The sequence below is a fragment of the Acidocella aromatica genome, from assembly GCF_014201825.1.
GTDB classification, from domain to species: Bacteria; Pseudomonadota; Alphaproteobacteria; order Acetobacterales; family Acetobacteraceae; genus Acidocella; species Acidocella aromatica.
In genome coordinates this window covers 24,383-37,603 of sequence record NZ_JACHFJ010000007.1, presented here as the reverse complement: position 1 = coordinate 37,603, position 13,221 = coordinate 24,383, and the positions used below count along the sequence as shown (strand labels likewise).

Sequence of the window (13,221 nt, the reverse complement as noted above, 5' to 3'; positions counted from 1 at the left end):
GGCTTTTTCGTGGACGGCGATGTGTCTCAGATCGCCATTTCGATTTCCGGCATGCTGCCACGCGCCTTGGTGAGCGCCATGCCGAGGTTCACAGTCTTGCGGCAGATGAAGCACACCACGTAGTCCTGGTTGCGGCGGCCGCGGATGAACACGTGCAGCAGGTTCTTGCTGTTCACGATAATTTCTTCGAAGTAGTGCTCGTTGGTCTCGATGCCACGGGCCTTCTTGAAGAGGTTCTCGACGGCGACGACATTCGGCCCCTGGAACAGATCGGAGGTGGCGGCGGCAAGCAGGTCGATCACCTCGTTCGGGTGGGAATCGACGGTCTTGATGTCGAGCAGCAGTCCCGAAGCGACGTCGACCACGCCGGCGGCGAGGCATTCGGGAATGGTGGTGATGGCTTTGCTGATGGTGGTGGCGAGATCGGCCATGACTCAAGTCTCCTGACAAAAACAAAAAAGGCCAGGAAACCTCATGTTTCTTAACCTGTGCTTACGCGCGGGTTACACCGCTTTAAGGAGAATGAATAGTGCGGATTTTATGCTGCATTTTCGAATTCTCGCGCGCCTGCCATGCGGCTTTGTGGTCTTCGTCGTGAGAAGGAAGCAAAACCATGGATTGTCAGGTTGTTATTTCTTTATGAAAACGAAAAACGCTAGATTGGCAGAGCGCCGTCCTTCATCCGCTCCATGGCGAAGCGCGAGGAGACGTTGCGCAGCGGCACGGCGGCGATGAGCTTGCGGTAGAACGAGTCGTAAGCCGCGATATCCTGCACCACCACATGCAGCAGGTAGTCCACATCCCCGCTCATGCGCCAGGCGCCGACGATTTCGGGGGTCTCGGCGATGGCCAGGGCGAAGCGCGCCAGCCATTCCGCGGAATGGTCGGAGGTTTCCACCGAGACGAAGACCGAGACGGGCAGGCCGAGCTTGTCGGCATCCAGCACCGCGACGCGGCCCTTGATGATGCCCACCTCCTCCATGCGCTTGATGCGCTTCCAGCACGGCGTGGCGGTCAGCCCGACCTTGTCGGCGATGTCGTTGAGAGAGAGCGAGGCGTCGGCGGCCAGGAGGCGGAGGATGGCGCGGTCGATATTGTCGAGTTCGGGCATGGCTGTCTCGGAAAGAGGGCGAAATGAGTATTGCGGCGGTGGAGGAATTAGGCTAGAGGGCTTTCCGGGTCACGCCCCCCCACCGGGGCGCTTTTCTTCTGTAAGGGAGAGGTTTTATGGCAGATTTTTCTCCGGCCGCCAAGCCGTCCGTTCGTCCGCAAAATCCTAATTTCTCGTCCGGCCCGTGCGCCAAGCGCCCTGGCTTCACCCTCGCCGCGCTTGAAGGCGCGCTGCTGGGCCGTTCGCATCGCGCCAAGGGCCCGAAGGCGAAGCTCGCCGAGGTTATCACCCGCTCCAAGCAGATCCTGGACATGCCCGCCGATTGGCGCCTGGGCATCGTTCCCGCTTCCGACACCGGCGCGGTGGAGATGGCCCTGTGGTCGCTGCTCGGCGCCCGCCCGGTTGATGTGCTGGCGCATGAGAGCTTCTCTGAAGCCTGGGCGACCGACGTGGTGAAGCAGCTCAAGCTGGCAGATGCCCGCGTGCTGAAGGCCCCCTATGGCCAACTGCCGGATCTCACCCAGATCGATTTCAGCCACGACGTGGTGCTGGCCTGGAACGGCACGACCTCCGGTGTGCGCTTCCCCAATGGCGATTTCATCCCCGCCGACCGTGAAGGTCTGGTAATCGCGGACTCCACCTCGGCGGCCTTCGCCATGGATCTGCCCTGGGACAAGTTCGACGTCGTGACCTGGTCCTGGCAGAAGGTGCTGGGCGGCGAGGGCGCGCATGGCATGCTTGCGCTGAGCCCGCGCGCTGTTGAGCGTCTGCTTACCTACAAGCCCGCCTGGCCGCTGCCGAAGATCTTCCGCCTGACCTCCGGCGGCAAGTTGAGCGAGGGTATTTTTGTCGGCGAGACGATCAACACTCCGTCCATGCTCTGCGTCGAGGACGCGCTGGACGGGCTGCGCTGGGCCGAGGGCATCGGCGGGCTGCAGGGGCTGATCGCCCGCTCCAACGCCAACCTGAAGGCCGTGGCCGACTGGGTCGAGGGCAATGAGCGCGTGCGCTTCCTGGCCGAGAAGCCGGAAACCCGCTCCAACACGTCCATTTGCATCGCCATCGACGCCCCCTGGTTCCAGAAGCTGGATGCCGAAGGGCAGGCCAAGGCCGCCAAGGCTGTCGCCGCGCTGCTGGAGAAGGAAAACGTGGCGCTGGACGCCGGTGCGTATCGCGACGCGCCTCCGGGCCTGCGTATCTGGGGCGGCGCGACTGTCGAGACTTCCGACATCGTGGCCCTGCTGCCGTGGATCGACTACGCCATCGACACCGTCGCGGCCGAGTTCTGATTTTTGCTCCTGGGGCGCTGACTTTTGAGCCGCCCCAGGCTCAACTCATAAAAGCTTTTGGCGCCGCTTTTTTCAAAAAGCGGCAATAAATCCTCACAGGAAATTCCTCACATGGTCAAAGTTCTTATCTCGGATAAGCTGTCCCCCGCCGCCATCGAGATTTTCAAGGAGCGCGGCGTCGAAGTTGACGTGAAGACCGGTCTCACCCCCGCCGAGCTGCGCGAGATCATCGGGCAGTATGACGGCCTCGCCATCCGCTCCGCCACCAAGGTGACGAAGGAAGTGCTGGACGTCGCCACCAACCTCAAGGTGGTCGGCCGCGCCGGTATCGGCGTGGACAATGTGGACGTGAAGAACGCCACCTCGCGCGGTGTGGTGGTGATGAACACCCCGAACGGCAACGCCATCACCACCGCCGAGCATGCCATCGCCATGATGTTCGCGCTCGCCCGCCAGCTGCCGGAGGCCACTGCCTCCACCAAGGCCGGCAAGTGGGAGAAGAACCGTTTCATGGGCGTGGAAGTCACCGGCAAGATCCTCGGCCTGATCGGCTGCGGCAATATCGGCTCCATCGTGGCGGACCGCGCCGTGGGGCTGAAGATGAAGGTGCTGGCCTATGACCCGTACCTGACCGAAGCCCGCGCCGTGGAGCTGGGCGTGGAGAAGGCCGATCTGGACACCGTGCTGGCCAAGGCCGATTTCATCACCCTGCACACCCCGCTCATCGAGGCGACCCGCAACATCATCTCGCGCGAGGCCCTGGCCAAGACCAAGAAGGGCGTGCGCATCATCAACTGCGCCCGCGGCGGTCTGGTGGACGAGGCGGCGCTGTACGACGCGCTGAAGTCCGGCCATGTCGCCGGTGCGGCGCTGGACGTGTTCGAGGTCGAGCCCGCCAAGGAGAGCCCGCTCTTCGAGCTGGAGAACGTGGTCTGCACCCCGCACCTGGGCGCCTCCACCAACGAGGCCCAGGAGAACGTGGCCTTGCAGGTGGCTGAGCAGATCTCCGACTTCCTGCTCACCGGCTCCGTGACCAACGCGCTGAACATGCCGAGCGTCACCGCCGAGGAAGCTCCGCGCCTGCGCCCGTATATGGATCTGTGCCGTCTGCTGGGCGCCTTCGCCGGGCAGATGACCCGCGCCCAGGACGGCGAGATCAAGAAGGTGCTGGTGGAGTACGAGGGCGCGGTGGCCAAGCTGAACCACCGCCCGCTGAATGCCGCCGCCCTGGCCGGTCTGCTTGGCCCGGTGATGGAAGGCGTGAACATGGTGAACGCCCCGGTGCTGGCGCGTGACCACGGGATCGAGGTGGCGGAAGCCTCCACCGACCGTACCGGCGACTACCAGACCCTGGTGCGCATCAGCGTGACCACCGAGAAGGGCACCCGCGCCGTGGCTGGCACGCTCATCGGCAATGGCCGTCCGCGTCTGGTCGAGATCAAGGGCATCAAGGTCGAGGCGGATTTCGCCCCGCACATGCTCTACGTCACCAACAAGGACAAGCCGGGCTTCATCGGCCGTTTCGGCACGCTGCTGGCCGAGGCGGGCGTGAACATCGCCACTTTCCACCTGGGCCGCGCGGCCGAGGGCGAGGATGCGATCTGCCTCGTCTCCACCGACGGCGAGACCCCGGACGCGGTGCTGGCCCAGGTGCGCGCCCTGCCGCTGGTGATGCAGGCGACCACGCTGGCGTTCTGATCTTTCCGCCCTGGTCTTGTCCCTCTTACCGCAATCCGGCTAGAGCCAGCGGTAAGAGGCTGCGGAATCGGGGCGTGAATGTCTGACTGGTTTGAGGTATTTCAGCGCTATAGCGGCAAGTCAGCCGTTATGGCGCTGTTTTTGTTGTGCGCCTTGCCGGTCACCGTGCTTACCGCGTTGTTCACCCCTCCGGGGCAAAGCCCAGATGAGCCGGCCCATGTTGCCCGCGCTGCCGGGCTGCTGCACGGCGCGATACTGGCCGTACGCAAGCCGGTGCTGGACCCCAACACCGGCCAGATGGAGATGCTCTCCGGCGTAAAGGTAAACCCGGGAATCATGAGCGCGGCCATCGGTGTTAGCACTCAGCTTGGCAGCCGTTTAGTAGTAACGGCGGACGATGCCGAGGAGATGCTAACGCAGCCGCCGCAGCCGGGGCGAGTGTTCAACGATATTCCCAATACCGGCAGATATTTCCCGTTGGCCTATCTGCCGGCCACGCTGGGGTTGGCGCTGGGCATGCTGTTCGCGGGCGGCAAGCCGTTCGTTTGCTTCATGCTGGCGCGTTTTGGCATGCTCACGGCGTTTCTGGCGCTGGGCTTGCTGGCGCTTAGGGTTGCCGCCTATGGCGAGGCGCTGCTGCTGACCGTGCTGCTGCTGCCAATGAGCCTGTTTTTGGCTGGTACGGTGAACGTGGATGGGGTGCTGATCGGCCTTGCCTGCCTGAGCGCTGCCGCTCTCACGCGCGGTTTCCGGTGGTTCGGACTTTTGGCGCTTGTAGTGCTGCTGCTGACTATTCCGCCTTATCTGCCATTGCTTGGCGTGTTCCTGCTGCCGCTCTTCGCGCCGGGTTTACTTTGGCGTTTGCGGGACGTAGTGCTGGCTGTGCTGCCGGTGCTGATTTGGGCCGGTGTGGTTGCCGTTTTCGTCGCCGTGCCGTTCGGCAAGGCACCGTATCACCCCGGGCCTCTCTTTTTGGGGGACCGAACGGTATTGCTCGACCATGTCGATCCGGCAGCCAATCTGAATATCCTGCTGGCCCAGCCCTTGCGGTTCATTACCATGCCCCTGCACGAGATGGTGCGCGGTGCCGCTGCAACACTGGCTTCCACCATCGGGGTGCTTGGGCCTTTGCGGATTATTTTGCCGGACTGGTATTACGGGTTGTGGTCAGCGGCGGGTATCGTGGTGCTGGCGGGGCTATTGTTCAGCAAGAGGCCGAAGCTATTGCCTGTTGGCACGCAAGCGGTGAACCTCGTATGGACCACGGCGCTTCTATTCGGCAATTTCGTGCTGATCCTTGTGGCATCCTATATCAGTTGGACTGGCGTGGGCTTTGATCATATCGAGGGAATGCAGGGGCGCTATCTTTTGCCGCTATTGCCGTTTCTGCTCTATGCCGTCCCCAGCTTGCGCCCGCGTTGGCATATACCGCCGCTGTTGCCCGCGCTGCCGGTGGTTCTGCTGGGGCTCTACGATATTGGCTATATCCCGATGTGCCTGCTGAACAGCTATTATCTGCATTAGGACGACCAGGATGTCCGCGCCGCGCATCGCCGTCCTGATCCCCTGCTTCAACGAGGAGGTCGCCATCTCCAAGGTGGTGGCCGATTTCCGTGCAGCGCTGCCGGGGGCTGATGTCTTTGTTTACGACAACAACTCGCGCGACAATACGGCGGCGGCGGCGCAGGCGGCTGGGGCGGTGGTGCGGCACGAAATGCTGCAAGGCAAGGGGCATGTGGTGCGGCGGATGTTCGCCGATATCGAGGCCGACGCCTACGTGCTGGTGGATGGCGACGATACCTATGACGCGAGCCCCGCGCCGGAGATGGTGCGCCGTCTGCTGGATGAACAACTGGACATGGTGAACGGCCAGCGCATCGAGCAGGCGGGGGAGGGGCCGATCGGCGCCTACCGGCGTGGGCACCGCACGGGTAACCTTGTGCTCTCTGGTTTGGTGCGGGCCGTGTTTGGCGACCGTATCCAGGATATGCTCTCCGGCTTTCGCGTTTTCTCCCGCCGCTTCGTGAAAACTTTCCCGGCTTTGGCCTCGGGGTTCGAGACGGAGACGGAATTCACCATCCATGCGCTGGACCTGATGATGCCCCTGGCCGAAATGCCGGTGGCGTACCGGGAGCGTCCTGTTGGCTCGGTCTCCAAGCTGCGGACCTATTCCGATGGCCTGCGCATTCTGCGCACCGTTGTGGTGCTGGTGAAGGAGGAGCGGCCGCTGCAATTCTTCTGCGCCGCTGGGGTGGTGCTGTTGCTGTTGGGGATTGGGCTCGGCCTGCCGGTGGTGATCACCTACCTACACACCGGGCTGGTGCCGCGTTTGCCCACCGCCGTGCTGGCTACGGGCGTCATCATGATCGCGATGCTCAGCTTCACCTGCGGCCTGATCCTCGACTCCGTGGCCCGCGCCCGTAAGGAGGCCAAGCGCCTCGCCTATCTCGCCATTCCGCGCTGGAACGGTTGAGATGGACATGAAAAAGGGCCCCGTTTGGGGCCCTTTTGGTTTGGAGGCTTAAGCCCCGATCCCAGTCTTGATAGCCGCCAGCGCCGCGCTGGCTTGCCCAGCATTGGGGCCCCCCGCCTGAGCCACAGCCTTGTTGCCGCCGCCGCCCTGGCCGCCCACGGCGGCCGCCGCGGCGCGCACCAGCTCCACCGCGCTGTGCGGCAGGCCGTCGGACACCGCAACCACGATGGCGGCCTTTTGTTCGGCGGTGGAGACGAGGGCAACGATGCCGGTCTCCAGTGTCTTCAGCAGTTCGGTGGCGATGGGGCGCAGTTCCTTGGGTGAGACATCGCCGACGTTGCGCAGGATGGCCTTCACCCCGTTCACGTCCTCGAACTGGGTGGCGGTGGCCAGCACCAGTTTCTTCTGCAACTCGGCCACCTGGCGCTCCAGGCGCTTCTTGTCCTCTTGCAGCGCGGTGATGCGCCCGGGCAACTCGGCGGGCTGGGCCTTCAGCGTGGCGGCGGCTTCGGCCAGCAGGCGGGATTCGCCCTCGACCTCGGCAACGGCGGCTTCGCCGGCCAGCGCCTCGATGCGGCGGATGCCGGCCGAGACCGCGCCCTCGGAGACGATGCGGAACAGACCGATATCGCCGGTGCGGGAGACATGCGTGCCGCCGCACAGCTCGATCGACCAGGCGGCTTTATCCTCCTGCGCGTTGCCCATGGAGACGACGCGCACCTCATCGCCGTATTTCTCGCCGAACAGCGCCATCGCGCCGAGCTTCACCGCTTCGTCCGGCGTCATTAGCCGGGTGGTGACCTCGGTGTTCTCGCGGATGCGGGCGTTCACGTCCCGCGCCACCTGAGCCAGTTCCTCCGCCGTGATCGGGCGGGGCTGGGAGATGTCGAAACGCAGGCGGTCCGGCGCGTTGAGCGAGCCTTTTTGCGTGACATGCGCGCCAAGCGCGCGGCGCAGTGCCTCGTGCAGCAGATGAGTGGCGGAGTGGTGCGCGCGGATCTTGCCGCGGCGGGCGTGGTTTACCTCGGCCAGCACGGGCTGGCCGACGCGGGCCGTACCGGCCTCGACCACGCCGACGTGCACGAACAGCCCGCCGAGCTTCTTCTGCGTGTCGGTGATGCGGATGCGCAGATTATCCGGTCCGGTGATGAAGCCGGTATCACCCACCTGACCGCCGCTCTCGGCGTAGAAGGGCGTCTGGTTCAGCAGCACATAGACGGTCTGCTCCAGCAGCGCCTCGTCGGTCGGCTTGCCGTCAACCACCAGAGCGGAAATTGCGGCCTCGGCGGTTTCGGTGCTGTAGCCCAAGAATTCGGTGGCGCCGATCTGCTGCTCCAGCTCGAACCAAACGGACTCGGTCGCGGCCTCGCCTGAACCGGCCCAGGCGGCGCGGGCGCGGGCCTTCTGCTCGGCCATGGCGGCGTTGAAACCGTCCACGTCCACGGCCTTGCCTTCCTCACGCAGGGCGTCCTGCGTCAGGTCCAGCGGGAAGCCGTAAGTGTCGTAGAGCTTGAAGGCCACGGCGCCGGGCAGGGAGCCGCCGGCGGGAATAGTCTCGGATTCTTCGCGCAGGAGCGAGATGCCGCGGTCCAGCAGCGAGCGGAAACGGGCTTCCTCAAGCTGCAGCGTCTCAGTGATCAGCGCCTCGGCTTGGTTCAGCTCGGGGTAGGCTTGGCCCATCTGGCGGGTGAGTGCGGGGACGAGCCGGTGCATCAGCGGCTCCTTCGCGCCCATCATGTGCGCGTGGCGCATGGCGCGGCGCATGATGCGGCGGAGCACATAGCCACGGCCCTCGTTGGAGGGCAGCACGCCATCGGCCATCAGGAAGGCGGAGGAGCGCAAATGGTCGGCCACCACGCGATGGCTGACGCGGAACTGGCCGTCCGGGTCCTGGCCGGTGGCCTCGGACGAGGCCAGGATCAGGGCGCGCAGGGTGTCGGTGTCGTAATTGTCGTGCTTGCCTTGCAGGATGGCGGCGAAGCGCTCCAGGCCCATGCCGGTGTCGATGGAAGGACGCGGCAGCGGGGTGCGCGTGCCGGGCGGGCCTTCCTCGTACTGCATGAACACGAGGTTCCAGATCTCGATGAAGCGGTCGCCATCCTCGTCCGGGGAGCCGGGCGGGCCACCGGCGATCTTATCGCCATGGTCGTAGAAGATTTCCGAGCAGGGGCCGCAGGGGCCGGTATCGCCCATGCGCCAGAAATTATCGTCGGTGGGGATGCGGATGATCTTCTCATCGCTCAGGCCCGCGATCTTCTTCCACAGGGCGGCCGCCTCGTCGTCCGTGTGGTACACGGTGACCAGCAGCTTGTCCTTGGGCAGGCCGAAATCCTTGGTCAGCAGGGTCCAGGCATGGAAGATTGCCTGTTCCTTGAAATAATCGCCGAAGGAGAAATTCCCCAGCATCTCGAAGAAGGTGTGGTGGCGAGCGGTGTAGCCCACATTATCCAGGTCGTTATGCTTGCCGCCCGCGCGTACGCATTTCTGGGCCGAGGTGGCGCGCACATACGGGCGCTTCTCCTGCCCGGTGAACACGCTCTTGAACGGCACCATGCCGGCATTGGTGAAAAGCAGCGTCGGGTCGTTGCGCGGCACTAGGGGCGCGCTCGGCACGATCTGGTGCCCGTTACGGGCGAAGTAGTTGAGGAAGGTGGCGCGGATATCGTTACTGGTGACCATGCAGGCTGAATTACAGGGCCGCAGGGTTTTCGCCAAGTACGGGCGTTGACAGCATTTCAGCCACCAGCGGTGGCAGGGTGGCCATGGAGAATGGTTTGGCGAGGATGCGGGTGTCCTGGAAGGGAATTGCCGCCCTCTCCGCATAGCCGGTCATGAACAGGACTCTGAGGCAGGGGCGCATGGCGCGGGCGGCGGCGGCAAGCTCCTGGCCGCTCATGCCGGGCAGGCGGAGGTCTGTGATCAGCAGGTTTACCGGGGTGCCGTTGAGCAGGAGGTCGAGCGCGCTGTGGGCGTCCGCGGCCTGTTCAACGGTGTAGCCCTGGTCCCTCAGCACCTCGGCGACCAAGTCGCGGATGCTGGCTTCGTCGTCGGCGATCAGGATGCAGCCGCGCGCCTGACAGTTACGTGGCGGAGGCCAGGCGCTGTCCGTGCCGGGCAGCGTTTTGGCGGCGCCGTCGTGCCGGGGCAGGTACAGCGTGACCGTGGTGCCGTCGCCCGGGTTTGAGTGAATGTCCACATGACCGCCCGATTGGCGGGCGAAGCCGTAGAGCATGGAGAGCCCGAGGCCGGTGCCTTTGCCCGCGGGCTTGGTGGTGAAGAAGGGGTGGAAGGCGCGGGCCAGCACGTCCGGTGTCATGCCGGTGCCGGTGTCGGCTACGGAGAGGGTGACGTAATCACCGGGCGGCAGATTGAGCGCCGTGGCATGCGGCGTGCTGAGGGTGACATTCTCCGTGGCGATGGTGAGCGTGCCGCCCTGGGGCATGGCGTCTGATGCGTTGATGCACAGGTTGAGCAGCGCGTGTTCGAGCTGGTTGGGGTCCACCAGCGTGGTGTGCATGTCCGGCACCAGCTCCAGCCTACGCACCACGCCGGGGCCGATGGCCTGGGCGATCAGCTCCTCCATGCCGGTAATCAGGAAGTTGATATCGGTGACATGTGGTTCCAGCGGGTGGTTGCGGGAGAAGTCCAGCAGTCGTTGCGTGAGGCGCGTGGCACGGCTGGCGGCATCGCGCGCGGCGGTTATGTGGCGGTCCAGATTGTCCAGCCTGCCTTCCAGTAGCCGCAGTTGCAGCACGTCCAGGCTGCCGGTGATGCCGGTAAGCAGATTGCTGAAATCATGCGCGATGCCGCCGCAGAGATGCCCGAGCGCCTCCATTTTTCGCGCTTGGCGCAATTGCTGCTCTGTTTCCATCAGCTCCGCCGTGCGGGCGGCGATGCGGGCTTCCAGCGCCTCGTTGGCGGTATGGAGCTGCTCCGTGGCACGGGCAAAGCGGATGCTAGCCCGCATGCTGAGTTCCGTGAGGGTGACGATAAGGCCCGCCGCGACAAGGAAGAGGAGGGTCATCATCCGCTGGCTCGGCCAGTGGATGCCATAGCTGGCCAAGGGAGGAAGAAAATGGGCAACCAGGGCGGCGGTAAGGAACGAACACAGCAGGCCCGGCCCAAAGCCTCCGGCCAGGGTGGACAGGATGATAGCGGGGACAAACGTGAAGAAGGGGGCGGAGACAAGGTGGCCGATGGCGAGGCGGATGGCCAGCGCCAGCAGGCACGTGCAGATCGCGATGCTGTAGCCCGCCCAGGCGCGTTCCCGCAGGCGTAGCAACAGGTTATACATTAAGCCCGCTAGCCCCCCGGTTGTTAGCGGCCGTAACGTAGAAGCCAGCTGGCGCCAGGGGTCAAGCAAATTTACGCTGGCGGTTAATCGTCCCCGCCATCACCGTCGCCAGCGTCGGCAACCATTAGCGCCTCGGCAATTGCAGAGGATTGCTCGCGGATCTTTTTCTCGATGGACTCGGCCATCTTTGGATTGTCACGCAGGAACTGCTTGGCGTTCTCGCGCCCCTGGCCGATGCGCTGGCTGTCGTAAGAGAACCAGGCGCCGGATTTCTCGACCACACCGGCCTTCACGCCGAGATCGATCAGCTCGCCGTTTTTGCTGATGCCCTCGCCGAACATGATGTCGAACTCCACCTGCCGGAAGGGCGGGGCCAGCTTGTTTTTTACAACCTTGACGCGTGTATGGTTGCCGGTGACCTCGTCGCGCTCCTTGATCGAGCCGGTGCGGCGGATTTCCATGCGGATTGAGGCGTAGAACTTGAGCGCGTTGCCGCCGGTGGTGGTTTCCGGGTTGCCGAACATTACGCCGATCTTCAGGCGGATCTGGTTCAGGAAGATCAGCATGGTGTTGCTGCGCGCCACCGAGCCGGTGATCTTACGCAGCGCCTGGCTCATCAGGCGGGCATGCAGGCCCACATGGGAGTCGCCCATCTCGCCTTCCAGCTCGGCGCGGGGCACGAGGGCGGCGACGGAGTCGATGACCAGCACGTCGATGGAGCCGGAGCGGACCAGCGTATCCGCGATCTCAAGCCCCTGCTCGCCAGTGTCGGGCTGGGAGATCAGCAGGTTGTCGATATCCACGCCGAGCTTGCGGGCGTAGACGGGGTCGAGCGCGTGTTCGGCGTCGATGAAGGCGCAGACACCGCCACGCTTCTGCGCCTCGGCGATGGCGTGCAGGGCCAGCGTGGTCTTGCCGGAGCTTTCCGGGCCGTAAATCTCGATAACGCGGCCGCGTGGCAGGCCGCCGATGCCAAGGGCCAGATCCAGGCCCAGCGAGCCGGAGGGGATGACCTCGATAGCCTCGGAGCCGCCCTTGGCGCCCATGCGCATGATCGAGCCCTTGCCGAAAGCGCGCTCAATCTGCGCCATCGCGGCGTCAAGCGCCTTGTTCTTTTCGAGATCAGGTTTTGCCATCGTTGCTGCCATTGGGGTTTCTTCAGGAACGTCCAACATCGACTCGAGCGATGTCAAACGCGGCTTCTTAGTTGTGGTAATTACAACCATAGCGTGTTTTCCCTCAAAGGCCAGAGTGATTCGTTAAAATCAAGCTGACACAGAGAGAACAAAACGACAACATGTTTGTTAACTATTTGTTCGTTTTTTGTTCGCCGATAGCTTCTTACTTAATATTCGCCTTCAACGCACGAAGCTTTACCAATTCGCGGGCAGCAGGCCGCAACCACGCTGCAAATTCTCGGCCATGCGCGCGGCCTTGGCCTGGATGGCTGCAGCATAGGCGGGCGGGAGGGTTTCGGTGCTGGTTTCGCGCCAGAGCTCCAGCCAGCGCTCGAACAAGGCCGGGGTGAGGCGGTATTTCTGCCGGAAATGGACCTGCATCGGGTTGCCGTGGTAGCGCCCGGTGGTCAGCATCACCGAACTCCAGAAATCGGTCAGCTTGGTGAGATGCTCCGGCCAGTCATGGATGACGTCGTTGAAGATCGGGCCAAGGTTTGGATCTTGCCGGACGCGGGCGTAGAAACGCTCGACCAACTCGCGCAGTTGTGTGTCGGTGAGTTCAGGGGATGCGGGCATGGCCAGCTCCTGCTATAAGGTGCATTAAAAATGCATCTTATAGCGCGGGACGCTGATGGGCAAATCCTTTGGCGCAGGGCTGATCCATTCTGGAACAGGGTTTGACAGCTTGGCGAGTCCGTCACCATCCTGCGCAAGCTACAACAAAAATTGCTGAGGAATGCCATGACACAAACCTATAAGGGTGCCTGTTTCTGTGGAGCCGTGACGTTGGAAGCCACCGGCGCGCCCGAGGCGATGGGCTATTGCCATTGCCGCTCCTGCCGGTCCTGGTCCGCCGGGCCGGTGAACGCCTTTACCCTGTGGAAGCCTGAGGCTGTGCGGGTGACGCAGGGCGAGGAAGAGATCGCCAGCTTCGCCAAGACCCCGGCCAGCGAGCGGCAATATTGCCGCAAATGCGGTGGGCATCTGATGACGGTGCATCCCGGCTTCGGGCTGATCGACGTGTTCGCGGCCACGCTGCCGGAGTTGCCCTTCAAGGCGGCGGTGCATGTGAATTATGCCGAGACCGTGCTGCCGATGAAGGATGGGCTGCCGAAGCTGAAGGATTTCCCCGCCGAGCTGGGCGGTTCTGGCGAGATGGTCGCCGAGTAACAAAAAAG

The 13,221-nt window shown here is 63.8% G+C and carries 11 protein-coding genes; 5 read left to right on the top strand and 6 right to left on the bottom strand.

Translation table 11 applies throughout. The annotated features are described in order from the left end of the window. Positions 1-26: 26 nt before the first annotated feature. Together HNP71_RS08640 and HNP71_RS08635 are read right to left on the bottom strand one after the other, a co-directional pair. A complete protein-coding gene (locus tag HNP71_RS08640; RefSeq protein WP_183266493.1) occupies positions 27-431 on the bottom strand; it encodes a hypothetical protein in 405 nt (134 codons plus the stop codon). A gap of 224 nt (positions 432-655) precedes the next feature. Then, the gene (locus HNP71_RS08635; protein WP_183266492.1) at positions 656-1,111 is read right to left on the bottom strand and encodes an Lrp/AsnC family transcriptional regulator; all 456 of its coding nucleotides are present in this window, start codon (positions 1,109-1,111) and stop codon (positions 656-658) included. Between the two features lie 116 nt (positions 1,112-1,227). Here HNP71_RS08635 and HNP71_RS08630 point away from each other — a divergent pair, with 116 nt between their 5' ends. The 4 genes from HNP71_RS08630 to HNP71_RS08615 all read left to right on the top strand — a co-directional run bounded on the left by HNP71_RS08630 (position 1,228) and on the right by HNP71_RS08615 (position 6,571). Further along, positions 1,228-2,400: a phosphoserine transaminase gene (locus tag HNP71_RS08630; protein ID WP_183266491.1), complete on the top strand. Its 1,173-nt coding sequence runs from the start codon at positions 1,228-1,230 to the stop codon at positions 2,398-2,400. 111 nt (positions 2,401-2,511) lie between these two features. Then, positions 2,512-4,098, top strand: a complete 1,587-nt coding sequence (gene serA / locus HNP71_RS08625) for a phosphoglycerate dehydrogenase (RefSeq protein ID WP_183266490.1) — start codon at positions 2,512-2,514, stop codon at positions 4,096-4,098. A gap of 78 nt (positions 4,099-4,176) precedes the next feature. Continuing rightward, positions 4,177-5,622: a DUF2142 domain-containing protein gene (locus HNP71_RS08620; protein ID WP_183266489.1), complete on the top strand. Its 1,446-nt coding sequence runs from the start codon at positions 4,177-4,179 to the stop codon at positions 5,620-5,622. A gap of 10 nt (positions 5,623-5,632) precedes the next feature. After that, positions 5,633-6,571 (top strand): glycosyltransferase family 2 protein, encoded by a 939-nt coding sequence (locus HNP71_RS08615; protein WP_183266488.1) that lies wholly within the window; start codon positions 5,633-5,635, stop codon positions 6,569-6,571. 48 nt (positions 6,572-6,619) lie between these two features. On the opposite strand, the gene alaS is transcribed toward HNP71_RS08615, so the two are convergent. The 4 genes from alaS to HNP71_RS08595 all read right to left on the bottom strand — a co-directional run bounded on the left by alaS (position 6,620) and on the right by HNP71_RS08595 (position 12,619). Next, positions 6,620-9,250: an alanine--tRNA ligase gene (gene alaS / locus HNP71_RS08610; RefSeq protein ID WP_183266487.1), complete on the bottom strand. Its 2,631-nt coding sequence runs from the start codon at positions 9,248-9,250 to the stop codon at positions 6,620-6,622. 10 nt (positions 9,251-9,260) lie between these two features. After that, positions 9,261-10,865, bottom strand: coding sequence for an ATP-binding protein (locus HNP71_RS08605; RefSeq protein WP_183266486.1), 1,605 nt, complete (start codon positions 10,863-10,865; stop codon positions 9,261-9,263). Between the two features lie 83 nt (positions 10,866-10,948). Beyond that, positions 10,949-12,001 (bottom strand): recombinase RecA, encoded by a 1,053-nt coding sequence (gene recA / locus HNP71_RS08600; protein WP_183266485.1) that lies wholly within the window; start codon positions 11,999-12,001, stop codon positions 10,949-10,951. Positions 12,002-12,238: 237 nt separating this feature from the next. After that, positions 12,239-12,619 (bottom strand): group III truncated hemoglobin, encoded by a 381-nt coding sequence (locus tag HNP71_RS08595; RefSeq protein ID WP_183266484.1) that lies wholly within the window; start codon positions 12,617-12,619, stop codon positions 12,239-12,241. A gap of 165 nt (positions 12,620-12,784) precedes the next feature. Here HNP71_RS08595 and HNP71_RS08590 point away from each other — a divergent pair, with 165 nt between their 5' ends. Next, the gene (locus HNP71_RS08590; RefSeq protein ID WP_183266483.1) at positions 12,785-13,213 is read left to right on the top strand and encodes a GFA family protein; all 429 of its coding nucleotides are present in this window, start codon (positions 12,785-12,787) and stop codon (positions 13,211-13,213) included. Positions 13,214-13,221 lie beyond the last annotated feature (8 nt).

Bases quoted from the DNA above. Each gene is read 5' to 3' on its own strand.
- HNP71_RS08640 (WP_183266493.1), bottom strand. From the start codon at position 431: ATGGCCGATCTCGCCACCACCATCAGCAAAGCCATCACCACCATTCCC.
- HNP71_RS08635 (WP_183266492.1), bottom strand. From the start codon at position 1,111: ATGCCCGAACTCGACAATATCGACCGCGCCATCCTCCGCCTCCTGGCC.
- HNP71_RS08630 (WP_183266491.1), top strand. From the start codon at position 1,228: ATGGCAGATTTTTCTCCGGCCGCCAAGCCGTCCGTTCGTCCGCAAAAT.
- serA (WP_183266490.1), top strand. From the start codon at position 2,512: ATGGTCAAAGTTCTTATCTCGGATAAGCTGTCCCCCGCCGCCATCGAG.
- HNP71_RS08620 (WP_183266489.1), top strand. From the start codon at position 4,177: ATGTCTGACTGGTTTGAGGTATTTCAGCGCTATAGCGGCAAGTCAGCC.
- HNP71_RS08615 (WP_183266488.1), top strand. From the start codon at position 5,633: ATGTCCGCGCCGCGCATCGCCGTCCTGATCCCCTGCTTCAACGAGGAG.
- alaS (WP_183266487.1), bottom strand. From the start codon at position 9,250: ATGGTCACCAGTAACGATATCCGCGCCACCTTCCTCAACTACTTCGCC.
- HNP71_RS08605 (WP_183266486.1), bottom strand. From the start codon at position 10,865: ATGTATAACCTGTTGCTACGCCTGCGGGAACGCGCCTGGGCGGGCTAC.
- recA (WP_183266485.1), bottom strand. From the start codon at position 12,001: ATGGCAAAACCTGATCTCGAAAAGAACAAGGCGCTTGACGCCGCGATG.
- HNP71_RS08595 (WP_183266484.1), bottom strand. From the start codon at position 12,619: ATGCCCGCATCCCCTGAACTCACCGACACACAACTGCGCGAGTTGGTC.
- HNP71_RS08590 (WP_183266483.1), top strand. From the start codon at position 12,785: ATGACACAAACCTATAAGGGTGCCTGTTTCTGTGGAGCCGTGACGTTG.